Raw genomic sequence first — 22,324 nt, 5'->3', positions numbered from 1 at the left:
TCGAACCTGCGACCGATCGGTTAACAGCCGATAGCTCTACCACTGAGCTACTGTGGAATAATTTGATAAGTTATGTTTTCGTAACTAAGTTATGTATTAGCGACGTTATATAATTTATCATGCATTCAATAACTTGTCAATCGTTTTTTCATAAGTTTTTATTATGTTTTTTTGTTCTTGTTAACTGACAGGAATACTATAGCATGTCTGTTCATATTTGCGCAAGCAAAAAATAAAGACAGGAGAAATTTCTCCTGTCTATTCACTCAAGATCAACTGCGCAATATTGACGGCGTGATCTCCGATACGCTCTAAATTACTGATAATATCAACGAATACAATTCCAGCGGATCCGGCGCATCTCCCTTCATTCAGACGAATAAGATGCGACTTGCGGTAAGCTCGTTCCATCTTATCAATTTTATCTTCCTTCTGAAGAACTGCCAGTGCGGTTTCGCGATCCTGCTTGTCCAGTGCCTCGAGGGCCTGCTTTACAGTCATGATCGTCAAATCAAACATGTTGTTGAGTTCCTGTTGGGCTTCTTTCGTCAGCTTGATATTACTCGAAACTTGGAAATCGACAAACTCAACAACGTTCTCAAAATGGTCTCCGATACGCTCGATATCCCGGATTGCATCCAGTAGAGCTGCGTGCATGGTACTCTCTTCCTCAGATAGCGTATTAGTTGAAATCTTTGAAAGATACTCGGTTATCTCCCTATCCTTCCGATTCACTTCCTTTTCCAGCTGCATAGCCAAATCAGCGAATTGTCTTTCATGATTATTCGCATATGTACTTGCCTGTTCCAATCCATCTACAGAAAGCCTGCCCATATGTAATACCTCCAGCTTTGCTTGCTCCAATGCAAGAACCGGAGATTGCTGAATGAATAATGGATCAAGATGGTTGGTCAACGCCATCGGTTTCTCTTCTTCACCAGGTATTATTTTTGTAATAAGCCAGACGAACGGAGCGAGTAATGGCAGAACTATTATTGTGTTGGCAAGATTATAGAAGCCATGCGCACTTGCGATTGTCAGCTTATCATTGAGTTCGAATGCATGCTGCATCCAAGCCACAATATCGACGAATAGAGGCATAATCAATAAGAAAACGACCATTCCGATCGCATTGAACATAACATGACTAAGCGCTGCTCGCTTAGCCTGTACAGTGGCTCCAATTGCAGCTAGCATTGCTGTCAGTGTCGTCCCTAAATTATCCCCGAGCAATACCGGCATAGCCGCATTCAGATCGATTCCATTCTGCGCATAAAGCTCCTGCAGGATAGCAATTGTTGCGCCACTGCTCTGCACGACAACTGTGGTGAATGTCCCAATTGCAACACCTGTTATCGGATTCGAGTGCATACTTGCCGCCAAGGACTGGAATGAATTCATGTCGAGGATAGGGTGCAGCCCTTCCCCTATCAGAGTCAGTCCATAGAAAATACCCCCGGCTCCGAATAACACTTTCCCGACCTGCTGTGTACGCTGATTTACGAAGAAATAGATTAGAAATGCTCCTAGAGCCATGATCGGCAGACCGAATTTAATTAAATCAATTCCGATAAAGAATGCCGTCAAAGTCGTCCCGATATTTGCTCCCATAATGACAGAAACCGCCTGTCTTAAAGTGAGATAACCAGCATTGACCAGCCCGACGACAAGTATGCTTGTTGCGGTGCTGCTTTGGATAAGAACTGTTACGACAAGGCCTGACAGCACACCGACAAGCGGGTGGACGGTGAATCTGTGCATAGCAAGCTGGAGCTGTTTGCCGTATGCTCGCTGCAGTCCATCCCCAAGATAACGGATAGAAAAGAGAAACAGGCCCAAACCGCCGATAAATTCAAAGATGATAAATTCCCAATTAGACAAAGCAAGCCTTCCTTCCATTCTCTGTGATTCCTTCTTAATTATTGAATTTGTCAGGGGGCTTGTAAAGGTCTTGTATAGAAATTCACAATTTATTTAGTTGTTTTTGTAAATTATTTTGAATTCTCTTCTACTTTCTCCACCATAATTCTCGCTCCGCTTACATTCGTCACTTTAATTTTGCTGCCTCGATCCAGCCACTTTCCATCTGTGATAGCACTCAACTCACGGCCGTCCACCCGGACTGTACCCGATGGGCGCATCGGTGTTACCGTTTCTCCCTCTTGCCCTACAAGGACAGCGTACGTCTCATTCATTGAGTTATATCCCTTTTCTGAACTGAGTGTATCAAGTAAAGCTATTTTCCCCCACATATCTCTTTTTGGGAATGCCTTGAGGAAAACGAAGGAACCAACCGCTCCAATGATTACTCCAATAATTGCATAGATACCTGCTGTCCAATTTGGTGCTGTGAATCCGACGGTTAGCAGCATCGTCAACAACCCGATGACGCTAAGCGTACCGTCATTCAAAAGCTTTCCGTCAATGACGATTAATAGCATTCCGATAAAATACAACGGAAGCATGTACCATATTGCAGAAGGATCCAAGTAACTGATAAAGAAAGTACTGATAAAGCCTGCTCCTAATAAAAAGAGGATCCCTTTGGTTTTAACTAAAATTTCACCTATAAGAAACATTGTACCGAGACCGGTCATAAAGACCGGCAGCCAATTATAATCCAACATGCACATACCCCTTTCTCCTACTATCTATATACGAGTTAAGATGCTTTTTGTTTCATCATAAAGGTATTTTCCTTCCTATGCCTAATACTTAACATACACGTAAGAAGAGCGGAGGAGAATTTATGTGGAAACGAATCGGTATTTTTCTGTTTTGCTGCGCATTATTTATGAGCATATGGAAAGATCTCACGATAGGCAGTCCGGTACCTGCCACACCGACAGAAAAGACAACGGAAGAACCAGAAACCGATGAAAAGCAGGAAATGACTCAAGAGACGTTTCAACCCGTGCTTCTGCAGGTAAAACAAGGAGACACACTACTTTCTGTAGCAAATGAGTTGAACAATCATGACTTGCGCGTTACGATGGAACAGGTGATCGTGGATTTCGAGGAATTGAATCCCGGGAAGGATCCCTATGCACTGGATGCAGGATCCGCCTATTATTTCCCCCATTATCCTAGATGAAGATTTTATTAAAGTTAAGCCTAGTTACTTCTAATTTAGCAGTATTAGCATTATAATGGGAAAATATAAGGATATATCCCTGTTTTCCTCGCGATAATCAAAGGAGCGATATATAAATGGCATTAATACACAGACAAGATACCCGTCAGGTCAATGTTGGTAATATTACGATCGGCGGTAAAAACGAAGTTGTCATCCAATCTATGACAACAACAAAAACGCATGATGTGGAAGCTACTGTAGCGGAAATACTGCGTCTTGAGGAAGCTGGCTGCCAAGTAGTAAGGGTAGCTTGTCCTGATCAGCGTGCAGCTGAAGCGATTCCTGAAATCAAGAAACGCATAAATATCCCACTAGTTGTAGATATTCATTTCAACTATAAATTGGCTCTCAAAGCAATCGAGGGCGGAGCGGACAAAATCCGGATAAACCCAGGTAACATCGGGAAGCGGGAGAAAGTCGAAGCTGTCGTAAACGCAGCTAAAGCAAAAGGTATTCCGATTCGAATTGGTGTTAACGCCGGTTCACTGGAGCGTCATATTCTAGAGAAATATGGCTACCCTACTGCAGATGGTATGGTAGAAAGTGCATTGCATCACATCAAAATACTCGAGGAGCTTGATTTCCATGATATCATCGTTTCCCTTAAGGCATCCGATGTATCATTGGCTATTGAAGCATATGAAAAAGCGGCAGAGGTAATTCCTTATCCGCTGCACCTTGGTATTACAGAATCCGGTACACTATTTGCCGGTACGGTGAAAAGTGCTGCTGGTTTAGGAGCTATCTTGAGTAAAGGTATCGGAAGTACGATGCGTATCTCCCTAAGTGCAGATCCAGTTGAGGAAGTTAAAGTAGCTCGTGAGCTACTCAAAATATTCAATTTATCCTCCAACGCTGCTACACTGATTTCCTGCCCTACATGCGGACGTATTGAAATCGACTTAATCAGTATTGCAAATGAAGTCGAAGAGTACATCAGCACAATTAAAGCACCTATTAAGGTAGCAGTACTCGGATGTGCGGTAAACGGCCCTGGTGAGGCACGTGAAGCGGATATCGGTATCGCTGGTGCTCGCGGTGAGGGTCTGCTGTTCCGCCACGGTGAAATCATCCGTAAAGTACCTGAGGAAACAATGGTAGACGAATTGAAAATCGAAATCGATAAGCTTGCCGAAGAATATTTTGCTGAACAAGCAGCAAAAGAAAAAGAAGCAGCTGAAGCATAAAAAAGCTGACTCCAGACGGAGTCAGCTTTTTTTATACATATGGTGCTGTGAATAGAGAAATGACAATTGCTACTATACTTATGACTAAGGCGATATTCCCTAATACATTTGCCCCTCTTCTCTTTGCGAGTACGCCGAAGACAATACCAGCTGCCCCGACAAGGATCGGTGCAAAAAAGAAAGATGCAACAGATAAGATCAAGGCAATATAGCCAAACATTTTTCCAGAATCAGTCGTTTGCTGTCCGCCTTCTTTTTCAGAACGTCGATAACGGTCTTCAGCAGGAGAAATCTCCGCTGCCGTCTCTACATCACGTTTTGTTTTTACATCTTGATCAAATTGTTCCTTATCCATGTGATACCTCCTTATCTGGGGTAAGGTATGGTTCTAGTTTGTGTGGATTGAGCATAAACTTACCAGGTAGATAAAGGAATTAGCACGCTACATTCACATCATAGAGCTGGAGGTTTCAAATGAATTTCATCGTTCATAAACTTGTGCTGAATAAGCTGCGTAATCTAACCGTTGATGAGATCCTGGAGCATAGCCAAGAATATCAAGTTCCTCTTTCACCCCTGCAGGCATCCCAGATTGTCCAATTTCTGCGTCAGAACAGGTTAGATCCGTTTAAAGAAGATGATCGGCTGCAGATGCTGAAAGCTCTCGCACAGATTACAGACACACAAACCGCTCAAAAAACCCATCAAATTTTTCTGCAGCTAGCAAAAGAACACGGCATCAAATTGTAGAAAAATACCCCGAGGCAGGTGTGCTGCTTCGGGGTATTTCATTAAGCCAGGATATTTTCTTTTAAATTCGGGTTGAAGCTGTTGTTCATGAGCATATCAATTTCATGCGCATATGGTGCTTTTTTGTTCTTTTTATCTTCACCAACGAATGGTGTCTCCAAAATTTTTGGCAGCTGCTGCAGCTGGTCGTGATGAACGATATACCGTAGAGCATCGTAGCCGATATGACCGAATCCGATATTCTCATGTCGGTCTTTTCTTGCTCCGCGTTCATTTTTACTGTCGTTGACATGGAGTACCTTCAGTCTGTCTAGACCGATCACTCTGTCGAATTGATCCAATACACCATCAAAGTCGTTCACGATATCATAACCTGCATCATGCGTATGGCAAGTATCGAAGCAGATGGAAAGCTTGTCATTATGTGTGACACCATCTATGATACGCGCCAGTTCCTCGAAGTTCGATCCTACCTCAGATCCTTTTCCAGCCATTGTTTCCAAGGCAATCTGAACATTCTGGTCCTTCACCAGTACTTCATTCAAACCCTCAATGATCTTTTGGATACCCGCAGCGACTCCTTCGCCTACATGCGCACCTGGGTGCAGCACTATCTGCTTCGCTCCAATAGCTTCTGTTCGCTCAATCTCACTGCGAAGGAAGTTCACACCCAATTCGAATGTCTCCGGCTTGATTGAGTTGCCGACATTAATGATATAAGGAGCATGTACAATAATATCAGTGATACCATTACTTTTCATATGCGCTCGGCCAGCTTCAATGTTCAGCTCCTCAATCGCCTTTCTTCTTGTGTTCTGTGGTGCTCCTGTGTAAATCATCATAGCATTGGCGCCATAGGAATAGGCTTCTTCACTTGATCCCAAGAGCATTTTCTTACCGCTCATACTAACATGTGATCCGATTATCATAAATCCATTTTCTCCTTACTTTCGCTTACGATCTTGTCGGTCCAGCTTCTTCTTGATTTTATTTTTCTCATACTGCATTTTACGCTTGTAGCCTGGTTTTACTTTCTTCGGTTTACGTACCTGGTTCCAAGCTTGAGATTCATTATTAGATTCAGTTTTCTTCCGTGTAACCCTTTCGTTCCAGGCTTTCAGTTCTTTCCATTCTCCATTAGCAATGTCATAAGTTGTGAATTCGAGACCTTTTTTATCCAGTTTCTGAATCAGTTCTAAGTCATGATCGCTGTAAAGGCTGATTGCAGTTCCTTCCATACCAGCACGTGCAGTTCTTCCAACACGGTGTACATAGAATGCTTCTTCTTTCGGAAGCTGAGCGTTAATAACGTGGCTGACTCCTTTGATGTCGATACCGCGCGCTGCCAAATCTGTCGCAACAAGATACTGGAAACGCAGTTCCTGAATATCTCGAAGTACACGTTTTCTCTCTCTTGGTGTAAGTCCGCCGTGCAAAAGACCTACCTGTAATCCTTTATCAGTCAGTTCGGCTGCAAGGACATTGGCTGCGTCCTTTCCATTCACGAAGATGATGGCCATATATGGCTGGATGACACTTGCTATTTTCATAATCGTCTCTGCTTCATCACGGTGCCGCATCGGAACTAAACGATGCTCCATCGTTTCCGGAGATAAATGACCTCCGATTTCAAAGTGCTTCGGATTGTTCAAATACTTTTTCAAGAACGGCTGCAAACGCTCAGGTATTGTCGCAGAGAAAACGAGCAGCTGTACATCCTGACGCATCCGCGTCAAAATCTGGTCTACTTCTTTAATAAAGCCTAAATCCAGCATCAAATCTGCTTCATCAAGGACGAAGCTGGTAGCTGGATATAGATCTAGCGCCTGTTCCTCCATAAGATCCAGAATTCTTCCTGGTGTACCAATGATGATCTGCGGCTGTGTCTTTAACTTCTCAATTGATCTTTTCTTGTCTGTTCCGCCAATGAAAAGCTTTGCATGCCAATCGTTCTCTTTACCGGCAAGCTTAATGAAATGACGGGCTTCGTCGTAAATCTGGATAGCAAGCTCGCGTGTCGGTGCTGTGACAACGAATTGCGCATTTCGCTCGTCTTCCTTCAATTTACTGAACAATGGAATCAAATAGGAATGTGTCTTACCAGATCCGGTATGGGATTGGCCGATAACACTTTCACCCCGCAGAACTGCCGGGATGACTTTTTCCTGAATTGGTGTTGGGTTTGCAAAGCCTAGTTTATCAATCGCTTCGTTGACAGTTGGCTGAAGCGCGTATTGTTTAAATTGATGATTTTTCATGTGTAACTCCTTTTGGTCATTCTCTTACTTTTATATTATAGAGGACTTTGTTATATTTTGCACGATTACACGAGGATAATAAACAATCTTTGTCATATTCCTTATTAGCCTTTATAATGGAGAAGACCCAGAAATAGATGTCCCGTGTAAACGGAGAAGGGGGAAACACAGCGAATGAACGTAATTAAAATAGCGCCACGAGGTTATTGCTACGGTGTGGTAGATGCCATGGTGATTGCGCAGAATGCCGTGCGGGATGAGAATCTTCCCCGGCCGATTTATATTCTTGGCATGATCGTGCATAATGCCCACGTAACCAATGCATTTGAAACAGAAGGTGTCATCACACTCGATGGTTCAGACCGAATGGAGCTTTTGGAACAAATAGACAGCGGTACCGTTGTATTCACTGCTCATGGTGTATCTCCTGAAGTGAAACAGCGTGCACATGATAAAGGGCTGACTGTCCTGGATGCTACTTGCCCGGATGTAACTCGTACACACGACCTAATCCGTGAAAAGGTAGCTGAAGGCTATGAAGTAGTTTATATCGGTAAAAAAGGGCATCCAGAGCCAGAAGGCGCAATAGGCGTCGCTCCCGGAAAGGTACATCTTGTCCAAACAGAAGAAGATGTACTAGGGCTTGAATTGGATGCTCAAAAGCTGATCGTAACCAACCAGACAACAATGAGTCAATGGGACGTTTACGATGTAATGCAGCTCGTGAAAGAGAAATTCCCACAAACTGAAATGATTCAGGAAATCTGCATGGCGACACAAGTGCGTCAAGAAGCAGTTGCCGAACAGGCCAAAGATGCTGATCTGACATTAGTTGTCGGTGATCCGCGAAGCAACAACTCTAATCGACTCGCACAGGTATCTCAAGAGATTGCCGGTACGACAGCATACCGTATCGAAGATCTTTCCCAGTTGAAGCTTGAATGGCTGGAAGGGGTCGAGACAGTTGCTATTACTGCTGGTGCCTCCACTCCTACCCCTGTGACGAAGGAAGTTATTAACTTTATTGAGAAATTTGATCCAGCGAAACTGGAAGATGTGAAGCTGGAATTCAATGTTGATCCGAAGAAGATTCTTCCGAAAGTCAAAGTTAAAAAAGCGTAAAAAAACCGAGTCCTTTTTGGACTCGGTTTTTTATATTACTTGAAATGGATCCGTATTTACTTGCGACACATGTATTGGCACATTTGTGAATGCAGTTTGTAGATAATCTGCCACTTTTTGCTTCATGATCTGCTCTGCATAATGTCCGGGATCAATCAGACAAAGGCCCTCTAGCATTGCATCCTGCGTCTCATGAAATGTTAAATCACCTGTAATGTACACATCTGCCTGCTGTAATGCCTGGTCAATATAATCCCTGCCGCTTCCTCCGAGAACAGCAACTGTTTCTACTGAAGCAGATGCATCACCAGTGAATCGTACATGCTGGATATTATACCGTTGTTTCACCAGTAGAGCCAATTCCACCAAGGTCATTGGAGCAGGTAATTTTCCGGTACGCCCTAATCCGTAGGCTTTTCCTTGCATTTCAACAGGGTAAATATCGTAAGCCACTTCCTCATATGGGTGTGCTTCTATCATTGCAGCTACTGCACGTCTTACGTTCTCTTCCGGCACCAGTACTTCGATACGTACCTCTTCTACACGTTCCATTTCGCCTGCATGGCCGATGAACGGCTGCGCCTCGGCATTCGGTTGAAAATAACCATTTCCTTCCGAAACGAAACTGACTTTCTCATAGTCGCCCACATTTCCGGCTCCATTGGAATGCAATGCATCCTTCACGTTTTGTTCATGTGTTTTAGGAACGAAAACGATCAACTTTTTGAAAGTTTGGTGCCCCGCAGGAAGGAATACCCGCTTCTGTTCGAGACCCAATGCATCCGCCATCAAATCATTGACACCACCTTCGACTATGTCGAGATTCGTGTGCGCTGCATACACAGTTATATCATGCTTCATAAGCTTTTGGATGACACGCCCCTTGGGCGTAGTAGTATCTAATTTTTTTGGAGGCGCAAATAATAATGGATGATGAGCAATGATCAAATTGGCATTTTGCGAGATAGCTTCGTCCACGACAGCTTCAGTTACATCCAAAGTAGTCAGTACACCTGAAACTGTTTGATCAAGCGTCCCAACCTGCAGGCCGACATTATCCCACTTTTCTGCAAGCAAAGGCGGGCACCATGATTCAAAATACGTAATCACATCTGCTATTAGCATCTGCTTTTCAGTCATTCAATTCCTCCTCTAGCCAAATAAGCTCTTTTTTAAAGGATGCAAGCTTCGCTTCATCAACATGCTGCGCCTGTTGCATATTCGCTACATTGCGCTCCAGCTTCTGCTTGTAGTCCAGCCATTTCGCTCGGAAAGCTTCATTTTTTTCCTTCAACAAGATAGGTCCGAACAAAAGCTCTTTTTCACGTACGGCTACATCCTCATGATAAATACTCTTTCCCTCACGTACAGCTACTAACACCTCATAAATGTGTCCAGCTTCTTCTAAGATCTGTTCCTTTTGCAGAACGAATCCATTATTCTGGAACCATTTACGCAAAGCTCTAGCATCTATATTAGGTTGGACAATTAGCTGTTCTACATGACCAAGCTTATCTTTACCTTGTTCTAAGATTGAGGCAATTAAAGGCCCCCCCATACCTGCGACGACGACTTGTTTTACCTCGTCTGGTGCAACGACTGCAAGTCCATCTCCCTTTCGTACATCTATTCGATCAATTAAGCCTTGAAGCTTCACCTGTTTTTGAGCACTGCGAAATGGCCCCTCATTAATTTCTCCTGCTACAGCCTTGCTGGAAGGATCCTGCAAACATACATAGCAAGGAAGATAAGCATGATCCGATCCAACATCGACAAAATGCGCAGATTTCGGCAAATGGGCAGCAACTGCTGAAAGCCGCTCTGATAATGATAAAACGTTCATTATATCCAACTCCTTTGTCAAATATACGTGTTTTTTGTAAAATATCCTCCCACACTTTTTACTGAGAGAATTTGCATTCGGCTTTCAATTTTTGTAAAATGTATGTATTCCTAAGGGCAATAAGAAAGCCCAGCCACATGCGATTATGCACATGATAGCTGAGCAAAGCCTTCTTATTCTAGGAAATCTTTCAAGCGTTTGCTACGGCTTGGATGACGAAGCTTACGCAATGCTTTAGCTTCGATTTGACGAATACGCTCTCTGGTTACGCCGAATACCCGGCCAACTTCTTCCAGTGTTCTTGTTCTTCCGTCATCAAGTCCGAAGCGCAAACGAAGCACATTCTCTTCTCGGTCAGTCAATGTATCCAGTACATCTTCCAACTGTTCTTTTAGCAGTTCATACGCTGCATGATCAGAAGGAGAAGTTGCTTCCTGATCCTCGATAAAGTCACCAAGATGGGAATCATCTTCCTCACCGATTGGTGTTTCAAGGGATACAGGTTCTTGAGCAATCTTCAAGATTTCACGTACTTTTTCCGGTGTAAGTTCCATCTCTTCACCAATTTCTTCAGGAGATGGCTCACGCCCTAGATCCTGCAGAAGCTGACGCTGTACACGAATCAGTTTATTGATTGTTTCTACCATATGCACAGGGATACGGATTGTACGCGCTTGGTCAGCAATTGCACGAGTGATTGCCTGACGGATCCACCAAGTAGCATACGTACTGAATTTGAAGCCTTTACGGTAGTCAAACTTTTCAACTGCTTTAATGAGTCCCATGTTACCTTCCTGAATTAAATCCAAGAACAGCATGCCGCGACCTACATAACGTTTTGCAATACTGACTACAAGTCGCAAGTTCGCTTCAGCCAAACGGCGTTTTGCTACTTCATCACCCGCTTCGATACGTTCAGCCAGCGCAATTTCCTCTTTTGCTGACAATAAATCGACACGGCCGATTTCTTTCAAGTACATGCGTACAGGGTCATTGATCTTGATGCCCAGTGGTACACTAAGGTCATTCAAATCAAATTCTTCCTCTTTCGCAATTTGTTTCATATTTGGGTCCTGGTCGGATTCACCAATCACTTCCACATTTTGTTCGTTCAAGTGCTCGTAGATTTCATCCATCTGATCGGAATCCAATTCAAAGCTTGCAAGACGCTCACTTACCTCTTCATAAGCGAGGACTCCACGCTTTTTACCCATTTCAACAAGGAGTTCTTTTGCTTGCTCCAATGTCATTTCAGTCTCGTTCACTTTAGAACCTGCTGGCTTATTCTCTGCCATAAGTCCTCCTCCTTCCAAAACATCAAGCTATCTATTGTTACAGAGAACTTTTTAAAGTTCTACGTATTTCCATGATCTTCATGGCTATCTGTGCTGCCCGAATTGGATCATTTTCCTGTTCGGCTTGCCTCTGTTCCGCCAGCAACTGGCTAATATCTGTCTTATTCACTTGCTCGCGCTTAATGGTGCGGATATAATCGCTGATTTCTTGATCACTTATATCCTCGACCACCGGCAACATGGCTGTTTGGATGACCAGCTGCTGCAAGGAAGGATCCTCCAATGATGATACGAATTGGCTCACATCCGCATCATTGCCTTCTTCATAAAAAGCGTACAGATGGGTAGCAATCACCTGGACCTGATCCGTTATGAACGAAGCCCCTATTTCTTCCTGAACTTTATACGCAATTGCCGCTGTTCTAAGCATATGCGCCAAGAGTTGTTTTTCTGCCGTCTGAAAAGCAGTTGGTATTTTTTTTTCGTAATGACGGGATTGTTGCTTTGGAGCCGGCGCTTTAGCCGAGTTGCTGACTCCTCTCTTGCTTTCCCGTTTGCGGAGTCTGGGTTCAAGATCGGAGACAAGCGTATCCATGGAAAGATCCATTGCGTTCGACAGCTCCCGCAAATAGTGTTCCCGTTCTACAGAGCTTTCAATCTGCGCAATCTCATCCAATACTTTTTCTACATACTGCAGGCGATCTCCTTCAAGTGAAAGGTTGTAGTCCTGCTTTAAGTAGTGCATCATGAAGGACATAGCCGTCAGCGCAGCATCGATGATGGATCGTTTGAATTTTTCTGCTCCATGCTCGCGGATGTAGTCATCTGGATCCAGACCGTCCCGGAGCATTGCAACTCGTACATGATTTCCGTTCTTTTGCAGGATTTGTAATGCACGATAAGTCGCTTCAAAACCTGCCTTATCGCCGTCATAGCAAATGACTACCTGTTCTGCATACCGCTTCAACAGCCTTGCCTGGGTCTCTGTTAGAGATGTTCCAAGCGTCGCAACCCCGTTTCTTACACCAGCTTGATGTGCTGCAATTACATCATTATATCCTTCGAATACAACAACCTGGCCAGACTTGCGGATCTCACTTCTTGCCAAATCGAAATTGAACAGCATTCTTCCTTTTTGGAAAAGCTCACTTTCGGAACTGTTCAGGTATTTTGGTTCCTGACCTCCGCCTAGTGTACGGCCGCCGAAGCCAACTGTCTTACCGAGATGGTTCCGTATCGGAAAAATAACCCGCCCGCGGAAGCGATCCTGAGGCTTATTTTCTTTATCGGTTGAAAACAGACCCGTATGAAGCAATTCTTGCGGCTTGTACCCTTTTCCTTCAAGGAATTTCACAGTAAAATCTCTGCTGTTCGGTGCAAAGCCAAGCTGGAAGGTGTCAATCGTCTCATCAGTCAATCCACGGCCGAGGAGATACTCATAACCAGTCTTACCTTCTTTCGTATTGCGCAGCAAGTTATGGTAGAGCTTAACAACCCACTCATTCGCCTCAAGCGCAGTCTGGTCTTCACGCGATTGTCCGCGTTCCTGCTGCTCTGTTACGGAAGCAGGCACTTCTGTTCCGCTTCTTTCGGCGAGCTTTTGAACCGACTGGGAGAAGGAAAGACCCTCCAATTCCATTAGGAAAGTAAATACATTTCCTCCCTTTCCACAGCCAAAACAATGGAAAATCTGCTTTTCCTGGGTCACGGAGAATGATGGAGATTTTTCACCATGGAAAGGACAAAGTCCGAAGTAGTTCCGGCCTTGTTTCTTTAATTGGACATGCTCACCTATTACATCGACAATATCATTTGATTTGCGGACTTCCTCAACTATTTCTTCTGGTATTGCACCAGCCATTCCACATCACCAACCTATATAATTCAACAACTTTCGTCTGATTCCTGCATTTTTCGACAATAAGACGAAAAAATAGTAAGGAATCTTCTTCTGTCGGCAGCTGTCAGCTTGGAAGGTCCCTTAATTCGTTTGCCCTGTCGTTGATTTTGGATTCGCATGTGCTTTCTTAGAAGTATCTCATCGGCATCTTCATCCGTAATCAGCTCTCCGCGAGGTGTGATGACTGTTACGTCCTTAGCTGTGAGCAAAGTAGCCAATGCAAGGTCTTGCGTTACAACACAAGCTCCAGGCGTAATGTGATTCAGAATATACCAATCCACCGCCTGATCCACAGGGTCAAGAACCACCCAGGAATCATCTGAATCACTGCTCAGATGATTAATAGTGGTTACGAATCGGACAGGAACGTGATAGGCTGCACATGCAGAAACAATCTCCTGCTTGACAGGACAGCTATCTGCATCCACATAGACAATAGGGTTATGTGATTTCATGTCTCACTAATTCTACAATAAAATGCGGAATCCTTCCTTTTTCGTAAAATTTTTATAAACCTTTTTACCTCAAGGGTTACCATTTAAACATTTTTAATACTAACAACATTTTTTCACAAAAACTAATTATAATACAAAGTATTTAAAAAAGCCATTATTTTAACTGACGTTCAGGATGCCTTGGAATGCTTCAGCAGACTGCTGTTCTTCGCTAATTTACCGAAGAATAACGAAGCAAAAGGCACGTAGCGATGAAAAAGATAGATGATCAAAAAACAAACTCCCATTACAACAAGATAACGCAGCAGTATTTGGACATGAAATAAATAGTTGCTGTATGCAGGAATGGTTCTTGTCACATAATCCAGAATGAGCGGATGCAGCAGATAGTAACCGAAGGAATAACTCGCAATTTGCTGTAATCTGGCTAGTGTCGATGTCGAAAGTTTATCTGCAACAGATTCAGCGAATCGGAAAATGCTGTAACAGCCTGTTATAAGGAAGACATAATTCACGCTCTCATACAGAATGTTGTTCCACTCGAAGACACCTAGAGTTCCAGAAAGGTAATAATAAATCGCAATGGCTGATCCTGCTATGCTACTGATCAGCAGCCATCCCCAGGTCGACCAGCGTTTGCTTTTCGCTTTTTCCCTATCATAATGTATGCCTATCCACCCTCCGAGCAATAAAGTCCCCATCAATTGCAGAAATAACGGAAACGGGCTGGACGGCAGATAGGTCTGAAGGACAATGTATCCAAGCTGCAGTATGCCCCCGAATACAAACATATATCTTCTGAAGATGGATACTTTATGATCCAGCCAAATCAACAAAGGCAGTACTAAGTAAATTTGGACAATAAGAAATATAAAGTGCAGCTGATAATAGCTTTCTCCAAAAAATATCCGCTTGGCAATTGCTGCTGGCTGGAGATCTCCAAAACCGAGAATCGCTTTGTGCAGCTCGTATACAATTGCCCAAATGATGTAAGGAATCAGGATGAAGCTGACTCGCTTCTTGTAGTAGTCTTTCCATAAGGACTTAGTCAACTTTTTGTGTTTGTATTGATAAAAGAAAACCAGGCCGGTAATTGCTATGAACAAGCCTGCTTCTATCCGGATGATTCGGTTAAGAAAATGATATTTTTCGTACGCATCGCCTGCAAACGGCAGAACAGTAGCATACGCGCCCGTCACATGGACAAGCACGACAAGTGACATTGCCAAGAGCCGCATCAAATAAATAGATTGGATCTGCTGTTGTTTTTTCATGTTAGGTCTCCTTGTAGACATCATTTTACGAAATAGAAGAGGTAACAACAGTTATCTGCTGTCACCTCTTCTGTTTTTATCGTAAAGATTCTACCAAAGGACCGTCAACATGATAAACAGAATCTTAACACTAACTTTGTACTAACTTAATCCTGTTGGTTGAGAACAGTCAAGATACTATTTGCAGTTTCTTCAACTGCTTTATTGGAAACATCAATCACACGACAGCCAATTCGTTCGGCAATTTTATCAAAATGTTCCAATTCATGATTGATCCGATCGATATTGGCATAGCTCGCTTGATCCCCAAGACCAAGTGCTTTCAGTCGTTCCTTACGGATATCATTAAGCTTCTCAGGACGGATGCGAAGACCTATGCATTTGGCAGGATCCACTTGGAAAAGTTCCCGAGGCGGATCTACTTCCGGAACAATCGGGACATTGGCGACTTTTAGACGTTTATGCGCCAAATATTGGGATAATGGTGTTTTGGATGTGCGTGATACACCAATGAGTACAATATCAGCCCGGGCAATACCGCGTGGATCACGCCCATCGTCATAACGGACCGCAAATTCAATTGCTTCGATTCTTCGGAAATAATCTTCATCCAGACGATGGACAAGGCCCGGCTGCAGTTTTGGCTTTTGATGGAACATATCTGCCATCGCATCCATAAGCGGCCCCATCAAGTCGATGCAAGGTATACCTTGTCTTTGTGCTTCGCTAGTAAGGAAAGACCGGAAGTCCGGATTAACCATTGTGAAGGCAATAATTGATGGACGGTCGCTTGCTTGCTTTAGTGTTTCTTCCAATATAGAAGTGTTCTCTACATAAGGAACACGCTGTAAAGCAAACGGCTCTTCCAAATTGTACTGACTTAATGCTGCTTTTACAACGAGCTCTGCTGTTTCCCCTACAGAATCTGATACAACGTAGACGATTGGTTTCTCCATCGGTTCCCCTCCTGGATATATTTACATAAGTTCATTTCGAGCAAGTTCTACGAAAGCCTTCGTGATCGTTGTCTTTGTAATACGCCCAACTACTTTTGCGCCAGTCTCATTAGATCTTTCTATGACCGGCAGACTATCAATTTGTTTATCGATCAACCGATTGGCTGCTTCCACCAACAATTCATCCGGATAACAAACAGCAACATTCGGCATCCTCGTCATAATGATGTGCACCGGAATATCCTGCAGCCCCTGATTGCCGATACTTGCTCGCAGTAAATCCTTACGAGAAACAACTCCAACGAGATTATTATCTTGATCAACTGCAAAAAGTGTTCCGACATCACTAAGGAACATTGCACTTATCGCATCGTAAGCTGAATCGTCCTCTTTGACGACAATCGGCATCGATTGGAAGGTCTCCACTTTGTATTTCATCAGTTTTTCTGTAATGATTTCTGAACCTGTCTTACCTGTATAGAAGTAACCAACACGCGGTCTTGCATCCAAGAACCCTACCATTGTAAGGATTGCCAAATCAGGACGCAAAGTCGCCCGTGTCAGATTAAGCCGCTCCGCGATCTGTTCACCTGTTATCGGACCCGCTTCTTTCACTATCGCGATAATCTGCTGTTGTCTTTTAGACAAATCCATGTTCATCACCTCTATCCAAGAACTGCCCTCATTGGACCTGTTTCCACTGTACTTTTGTTACGTCTGCATAGCTGAGAATCAGTGCAGCCAATTGGTTCAATAATGATAAGCGGTTCGTTTTCAATTTTTCATCCTCTGCCATGACCATTGTATGGTCGAAGAAAGCATGGATAGTGTCAGCGAACGCTGCCAATGTATCCAAAGCTTCTTTTGCTTGACGGTTGCTTGCAGCCTCCATATAAGCCGTTTTCTTTTGGTTGAGCATGCTGTAGAGCTGCTGTTCGTATTCATTTTCGAACAATGCTTCTTCTACCCCATGATCCGCACCTTTTTTAGCAAGGTTAATGACGCGTCCCAATGCTTCCTGAACTGGTTTGAAGTTCTCATCTTGACGCAATACTTGCAATGTTTTCGCTTTAGCAAGTGTATACGGATAGTTACCGATTTGTACAGAAAGAACTGCCTCCACTACATCATGAGAGATGCCTTCTTCTTTCAGCAATTGAGAAGCACGCTGTTTGAAGAAATTACGAATATCTTCTGTATAGGTATCTCTTTCAACTGTCGGCAATGCTTGCTGCTCGAACAATTCAACGGTACGATTGACGATTTCCTCTACTGTGATCTGCCAGTCTGTCTTCAGCAGCATTTGGATGATACCAATTGCCTGGCGACGCAAACCATAAGGATCCTGGGAACCAGTCGGAACATTTCCGATGACCATGCTACCTACGATTGTGTCCAGTTTGTCGGCAATGCTGACAATTGTACCCTCTACAGATTCAGGAAGCGCTCCGTGGGAGGAAAACGGCATATACTGTTCGCGAATTGCTTGGGCAACAGTGTCAGATTCGCCGAAGTGGCGTGCATATTTCTCACCCATAATACCTTGTAATTCAGTGAATTCGTTTACCATATTCGTCACAAGGTCGAACTTGGCTATGCTTGCTGCGCGCTCTGCTCGAGCAGCAGTTTCCTGATCGATAACTGCAGCTTCACTAATCATCTTCGCAATTTTCGTCACACGGTCCACTTTATCCTGCAAGGTACCGAGTTCCACTTGATAAACCATTTTAGACAGTTTTTCTTGTGCTTTCACTATCGGCTGCGCTTTATCCTCAGCATAGAAGAATTCTGCATCTTGGAGTCTGGCACGAAGCACCTTCTCGTTACCGCGAGCAACGTTTTCCAAGTGATCGCTGTTACCGTTTCGCACACCGATGAAATGCGGCAGCAGCTGACCAGAAGGATCTGTTACTGGGAAGTAACGCTGATGTTCTTTCATGCTCGTAATCAGCACCTCTTGCGGTAGATCCAAGAAGCTGGCAGCAAAATCACCATGGAATACAGTTGGGTATTCCACCAAATACAGTACTTCCTCCAAAAGATCTTCATCGATTGGAATATGCCAGCCGTTCACTGTTTCCAATTGACGAATACCATCGATGATCATCTGTTGACGTTTCTTCTGGTCTACGATGACAAATTGCTCTTCGAGTACAGAAGCATATGCAGCAGGATTTTCGATTGTAGCCGTTTTTCCAAGGAATCGATGACCATAAGTAAGATTTGAAGATTCTATTCCCGCTATCTCCATAGGAATGACAGCTTCATCGTACAATGCAACGATCCAGCGAATCGGTCGTGCATAACGCAGGTTGCCGGATCCCCAACGCATATTCTTCGGAAAATGCAAGCTGAGCAGCACATCTTTGAATGATGGAAGCAAGTCTACTGCGTGCTGACCTTTGACAAACTTTTTCACATAAATATATTCTGTGCCATCCACATCTTTCGTGTAGATATCCTCAACTGCAGCACCTTGACCGCGCGTGAAACCTTGCGCTGCCTTCGACCATTGTCCTGCTTCATCTTTTGCAATTCGAAGTGCAGGTCCTTTTACTTCATCTTCAATGTCAGGCTGCTTGTCGGAAAGTGAAAGAATTGTAACAGCAACACGTCTCGGTGTAGCTTGTACAAGTACCTTTTCAAAGGAGAGGCCTAGCTCATTCAGCCATGCTGTCGTTTTGGATTCCAACTGCTCAATAGTGCCGGGCAAAAAACGCGCCGGCATTTCCTCTAAACCAATTTCAAAAAGTACATCCTTATTCTGCATGCTCATCCGCTCCTTCTTTCAGCATTGGGAAACCAAGTCGTTCCCGTTCTGCTACATAGCTCTTCGCAATTGATCTTGCCAAATTCCGCACTCTGCCGATATAACCAGTTCGCTCAGTAACTGAGATGGCACCTTTGGCATCAAGCAAGTTGAATGTGTGGGAACATTTCAGCACGTAATCATACGCAGGGAAGACGAGTCCTTCATCCATGATTCGTTTCGCTTCTTTTTCGTACATATCAAATAGTTGGAACAGCATGTCTGTATCAGATTCTTTAAATGTATACGTGCTATGCTCAAATTCCGGCTGCTTAAAGATATCCGCTACAGTAACGCCATCTGTCCATTCAAGCTCGAAAACATTTTCTTTATCTTGGATGTAAGAAGCAAGTCGTTCCAGACCATATGTAATTTCGACTGAAACAGGTTTTGCTTCCAAGCCGCCGATTTGCTGGAAATAAGTGAATTGTGTTATTTCCATACCATCAAGCCAAACCTCCCAGCCAAGTCCAGCAGCACCAAGTGTCGGGTTCTCCCAGTTATCCTCAACAAATCGGATATCATGCTTCAATGGATCTATGCCTAGTTTGCGAAGTGATTCCAAATAGAGTTCCTGGATGTTGTCTGGTGAAGGTTTCATGATCACCTGGAATTGATGGTGCTGGTATAAACGGTTTGGGTTTTCCCCATAGCGGCCATCGGCTGGTCGTCGAGAAGGCTCTACATAGGCCACGTTCCACGGCTCAGGACCAAGACTGCGCAATAAAGTCATAGGGCTCATTGTTCCTGCCCCTTTTTCTACGTCATATGCTTGCATCAATAGACAGCCCTGGTCTGACCAATGCTTCTGTAACGTCAAAATCATATTTTGGATATTCATCGGATTCCCTCCATCTTCTTTTCATCAACGTCAGGATGGACAAAGAAAAATCCCGTCCCTATGCTGCCTAAACAGCATAGGGACGGGATTACCGCGGTTCCACCCTAATTGCTCCCAAATGGAAGCCACTCTTTTTTCCTTTTGCTCCAAAGCGCCTTCTCCGTCTTCCTTTGTTCTGGCTCCCACTATCCCAGATTCGCTACGCAAAGTACCAGATGGATACTACTCTTCTTCAACGCAAGCCGTCGATTTTGTAACTATCATACTAAAATGCCATACTAATTGTCAACAAACCTTATTGAAGTTTATCCAATTGAGCAAGGAACTTCTTGCTTTTCAGGAAATACCCTCCGTACCGGTCATAATAAGTATCAAGCAGCTCGTTCAAAAGTCGTTTCGTTTCTGGCTTAACTGAAATATTGCCTATCCGGGAGATATCAATACTCGAAAATAGCTGCAATAGCTTTGTAACTTTTTCTGATAATACATATGCATCTGGATCGAGATGCATACAGCGTCTGCAAAGCATACCGCCTTCCGGTACGGAAAACCGGTAAGGCAACTCCGTATTTCCGCAATTAACGCATTGATGTACTGTAGGTGCGAAACCTCCACGGCGGAACATCTTTAATTCATAGATTATGCGCAAAACGTCCGCATCTTTCCCATCATTGATCCATTCCATCACTTGAAGCAGCTGACGGAATAAATCAGGGTCAGGCTTATTATTATCTGTCAGCTTATCTGTCATTTCCGCTATATAGGACGCATAAGCTGTTTTGATGATATCTTCACGGATCGACCTGAAGCTTTGGAGAGGTTCTCCTTGCTGCATGGCTCCCATACCGGAACCAATCTGTACTAGGAATGATCCAAAGATGAATGGCTGTGCGATGGCAGCCATCCTACTTTTCGGTTTCTTTGCACCCCTGGCCATTACGGCAATCTTACCGCGATCTTCCGTGAAGATTGTTATGATCTTATGTGTTTCCCCATAATCCTGTGTGCGCAGGATTATTCCTTCTACATTTTGGAGCAACGCTCTCTCCCCACTCCTGTTGCTTACATTTTAGATTGAAGTCTATAACTTGGGAGCTCAATAATGTTATCTCGCTCCGGAGGTATTAGTGAATTGTACATTGTTTCAATTTCTTTCATCAATAAGTAGGTTTCGATACTCCCGGTCTTGCTAAAGATTTGCCAATGGAAATCAATCACAGGAAGTCCACCTTTCTATGCTTTTTTTAAGAAATGAACATACAAAACATTCTCCTAGTTAGGATGACACCTACTCCTCAATCCATGTGCTTTAAATATTACCAGGTATCAATATTCTTCACGACTGAAACCGTAATCATTGAGTTGCGCCTGCTTATTTCGCCAATCAGGCTGCACTTTAACCCAAAGCTCGAGAAACACCTTACTGCCAAGCAGCATCTCTATATCTCTACGCGCCAGCTTCCCGACTTGTTTGAGCATACTGCCCTGTTTGCCGATAATGATTCCTTTTTGGGATTTACGTTCCGTAATAATTGTCGCCTGGATGAATACTTTCTCCGTCGTACTATGGCGATTCTCGATTGCTTCGATGACAACTGCGATTGAATGCGGTATTTCTTCCCGTGTCAAATGCAGTACCTTCTCGCGAATGAGTTCACTTACAACGAAGCGCTCCGGGTGATCCGTCACTTGGTCTTCCGGGTAATATTGTGGCCCCTCAGGCAGATAACCTTTTAATGTTTCAAGTAAATGAGCCGTATTATTACCTTCCAGTGCACTAATTGGAACAATTTCAGTGAAATCCAACTTGTCCTTATACAGCTCGATAAGTTCGAGCAGCTTATCCGGATGGATCTTATCAATTTTATTCAAAACTAGGAAAACTGGGCCTTCGACTCTCTGCAGACGTTCGAGGATGAATTGATCCCCTCTGCCATAGCCCTCCTCTGCATTCACCATGAACATGACAGCGTCCACTTCATTCATTGTATTCTCTGCAGTCTTTACCATAAAGTCTCCGAGCTTATGCTTCGGTTTGTGAATACCAGGAGTATCAATAAAGATAAACTGTGCATCATCCTGTGTGAGTACTCCTTGAATCCGATTACGCGTTGTCTGCGGCTTATCACTCATAATAGAGATCTTCTGACCGACAAAACGATTTAATAAAGTTGATTTCCCAACATTCGGTCGCCCGATGATGGAAATGAAACCTGAACGAAATTCTTTCTGCATGCTGTTATATTCCTCCAAGTACTAGTACGACAAAAACATCAAGTACTATAAAAATGTTGTATCTCTATCTTACTACAAATCCCCCGCCACTTCATCCATTCGACAAAAGGGGTTAAAAAAAACCAAAAGCGGAGGGAACCGTTAGAAACGGAGTGGTAAGCAAGAAAGCCCAGAGTGGGTGTTTTCCCCACGGCGGGATTAATTGCTTACAACATAGTTTCTGGTTCCCGCAGCTAGCCGAAAACCAAAAGCGTAGAAGACCA

The 22,324-nt window shown here is 43.7% G+C and carries 22 protein-coding genes; 4 read left to right on the top strand and 18 right to left on the bottom strand.

From position 1 onward, the window contains the following. Window positions 1–258: 258 nt before the first annotated feature. Together AE2B122_RS01925 and AE2B122_RS01920 are read right to left on the bottom strand one after the other, a co-directional pair. Window positions 259–1,881, bottom strand: a complete 1,623-nt coding sequence (locus AE2B122_RS01925; RefSeq protein WP_254593389.1) for a Na/Pi cotransporter family protein — start codon at window positions 1,879–1,881, stop codon at window positions 259–261. Window positions 1,882–1,991: 110 nt separating this feature from the next. Next, window positions 1,992–2,627, bottom strand: a complete 636-nt coding sequence (locus AE2B122_RS01920) for an NfeD family protein (protein WP_369679046.1) — start codon at window positions 2,625–2,627, stop codon at window positions 1,992–1,994. 122 nt (window positions 2,628–2,749) lie between these two features. On the opposite strand from AE2B122_RS01920, the gene AE2B122_RS01915 reads away from it, so the two are divergent. Both AE2B122_RS01915 and ispG read left to right on the top strand, forming a co-directional pair. Further along, a complete protein-coding gene (locus AE2B122_RS01915; protein WP_175072946.1) occupies window positions 2,750–3,094 on the top strand; it encodes a FimV family protein in 345 nt (114 codons plus the stop codon). Between the two features lie 116 nt (window positions 3,095–3,210). Beyond that, window positions 3,211–4,323 carry a flavodoxin-dependent (E)-4-hydroxy-3-methylbut-2-enyl-diphosphate synthase gene (gene ispG, locus AE2B122_RS01910; RefSeq protein WP_095218110.1) on the top strand — a complete coding sequence of 371 codons (1,113 nt, stop codon included), beginning with the start codon at window positions 3,211–3,213 and terminating at the stop codon, window positions 4,321–4,323. 31 nt (window positions 4,324–4,354) lie between these two features. Here ispG and AE2B122_RS01905 read toward each other — a convergent pair whose 3' ends face one another. Further along, window positions 4,355–4,678: a hypothetical protein gene (locus AE2B122_RS01905; RefSeq protein ID WP_095218111.1), complete on the bottom strand. Its 324-nt coding sequence runs from the start codon at window positions 4,676–4,678 to the stop codon at window positions 4,355–4,357. Window positions 4,679–4,797: 119 nt separating this feature from the next. On the opposite strand from AE2B122_RS01905, the gene AE2B122_RS01900 reads away from it, so the two are divergent. Then, window positions 4,798–5,073: a DUF2624 domain-containing protein gene (locus AE2B122_RS01900; RefSeq protein ID WP_095218112.1), complete on the top strand. Its 276-nt coding sequence runs from the start codon at window positions 4,798–4,800 to the stop codon at window positions 5,071–5,073. A gap of 41 nt (window positions 5,074–5,114) precedes the next feature. On the opposite strand, the gene AE2B122_RS01895 is transcribed toward AE2B122_RS01900, so the two are convergent. Together AE2B122_RS01895 and AE2B122_RS01890 are read right to left on the bottom strand one after the other, a co-directional pair. Next, the gene (locus AE2B122_RS01895) at window positions 5,115–6,002 is read right to left on the bottom strand and encodes a deoxyribonuclease IV (RefSeq protein ID WP_095218113.1); all 888 of its coding nucleotides are present in this window, start codon (window positions 6,000–6,002) and stop codon (window positions 5,115–5,117) included. 15 nt (window positions 6,003–6,017) lie between these two features. Further along, the gene (locus AE2B122_RS01890) at window positions 6,018–7,331 is read right to left on the bottom strand and encodes a DEAD/DEAH box helicase (protein WP_095218114.1); all 1,314 of its coding nucleotides are present in this window, start codon (window positions 7,329–7,331) and stop codon (window positions 6,018–6,020) included. Between the two features lie 174 nt (window positions 7,332–7,505). Here AE2B122_RS01890 and AE2B122_RS01885 point away from each other — a divergent pair, with 174 nt between their 5' ends. Continuing rightward, the gene (locus AE2B122_RS01885) at window positions 7,506–8,453 is read left to right on the top strand and encodes a 4-hydroxy-3-methylbut-2-enyl diphosphate reductase (RefSeq protein ID WP_175072945.1); all 948 of its coding nucleotides are present in this window, start codon (window positions 7,506–7,508) and stop codon (window positions 8,451–8,453) included. Window positions 8,454–8,483: 30 nt separating this feature from the next. Here the strand turns inward: AE2B122_RS01885 and AE2B122_RS01880 are convergent, their stop codons facing one another. The 13 genes from AE2B122_RS01880 to era all read right to left on the bottom strand — a co-directional run bounded on the left by AE2B122_RS01880 (window position 8,484) and on the right by era (window position 22,061). Then, window positions 8,484–9,593, bottom strand: a complete 1,110-nt coding sequence (locus tag AE2B122_RS01880) for a Nif3-like dinuclear metal center hexameric protein (RefSeq protein ID WP_175072944.1) — start codon at window positions 9,591–9,593, stop codon at window positions 8,484–8,486. Next, window positions 9,586–10,296 (bottom strand): tRNA (adenine(22)-N(1))-methyltransferase TrmK, encoded by a 711-nt coding sequence (locus tag AE2B122_RS01875; RefSeq protein ID WP_095218117.1) that lies wholly within the window; start codon window positions 10,294–10,296, stop codon window positions 9,586–9,588. The genes AE2B122_RS01880 and AE2B122_RS01875 overlap by 8 nt, the downstream gene beginning before the upstream one ends. Before the next feature lie 173 nt (window positions 10,297–10,469). After that, window positions 10,470–11,591 (bottom strand): RNA polymerase sigma factor RpoD, encoded by a 1,122-nt coding sequence (rpoD, locus tag AE2B122_RS01870; RefSeq protein ID WP_038561388.1) that lies wholly within the window; start codon window positions 11,589–11,591, stop codon window positions 10,470–10,472. Window positions 11,592–11,628: 37 nt separating this feature from the next. Beyond that, entirely contained in the window at window positions 11,629–13,452 is a 1,824-nt protein-coding gene (dnaG, locus tag AE2B122_RS01865) for a DNA primase (protein WP_095268698.1), read from the bottom strand. A 23-nt stretch (window positions 13,453–13,475) separates the two neighbouring features. After that, window positions 13,476–13,946 carry a DUF188 domain-containing protein gene (locus AE2B122_RS01860; RefSeq protein ID WP_095268697.1) on the bottom strand — a complete coding sequence of 157 codons (471 nt, stop codon included), beginning with the start codon at window positions 13,944–13,946 and terminating at the stop codon, window positions 13,476–13,478. Between the two features lie 170 nt (window positions 13,947–14,116). Further along, complete coding sequence (locus AE2B122_RS01855; protein WP_175072943.1) at window positions 14,117–15,220, bottom strand: acyltransferase; 1,104 nt, start codon at window positions 15,218–15,220, stop codon at window positions 14,117–14,119. 146 nt (window positions 15,221–15,366) lie between these two features. After that, on the bottom strand, window positions 15,367–16,176 hold the full coding sequence (locus AE2B122_RS01850; protein WP_175072942.1) for a pyruvate, water dikinase regulatory protein: 810 nt from the start codon (window positions 16,174–16,176) through the stop codon (window positions 15,367–15,369). 21 nt (window positions 16,177–16,197) lie between these two features. Then, window positions 16,198–16,830: a helix-turn-helix transcriptional regulator gene (locus tag AE2B122_RS01845; RefSeq protein WP_095218122.1), complete on the bottom strand. Its 633-nt coding sequence runs from the start codon at window positions 16,828–16,830 to the stop codon at window positions 16,198–16,200. A 28-nt stretch (window positions 16,831–16,858) separates the two neighbouring features. Further along, entirely contained in the window at window positions 16,859–18,946 is a 2,088-nt protein-coding gene (gene glyS, locus AE2B122_RS01840; RefSeq protein WP_175072940.1) for a glycine--tRNA ligase subunit beta, read from the bottom strand. Beyond that, the gene (gene glyQ, locus AE2B122_RS01835; protein WP_095218124.1) at window positions 18,936–19,826 is read right to left on the bottom strand and encodes a glycine--tRNA ligase subunit alpha; all 891 of its coding nucleotides are present in this window, start codon (window positions 19,824–19,826) and stop codon (window positions 18,936–18,938) included. The genes glyS and glyQ overlap by 11 nt, the downstream gene beginning before the upstream one ends. A 295-nt stretch (window positions 19,827–20,121) precedes the next feature. After that, window positions 20,122–20,865, bottom strand: coding sequence for a DNA repair protein RecO (gene recO, locus AE2B122_RS01830; RefSeq protein WP_095218125.1), 744 nt, complete (start codon window positions 20,863–20,865; stop codon window positions 20,122–20,124). 23 nt (window positions 20,866–20,888) lie between these two features. Further along, on the bottom strand, window positions 20,889–21,044 hold the full coding sequence (locus tag AE2B122_RS19450) for a YqzL family protein (protein WP_095218126.1): 156 nt from the start codon (window positions 21,042–21,044) through the stop codon (window positions 20,889–20,891). Between the two features lie 108 nt (window positions 21,045–21,152). Continuing rightward, window positions 21,153–22,061: a GTPase Era gene (era, locus tag AE2B122_RS01820; RefSeq protein ID WP_095268693.1), complete on the bottom strand. Its 909-nt coding sequence runs from the start codon at window positions 22,059–22,061 to the stop codon at window positions 21,153–21,155. Window positions 22,062–22,324 lie beyond the last annotated feature (263 nt).

The sequence above is a fragment of the Terribacillus sp. AE2B 122 genome, from assembly GCF_902497585.1.
Lineage (GTDB): Bacteria > Bacillota > Bacilli > Bacillales > Amphibacillaceae > Terribacillus > Terribacillus saccharophilus_A.
The sequence above is the reverse complement of the archived record's forward strand: the minus strand, read 5'-3'. Positions and strand labels throughout refer to the sequence as shown.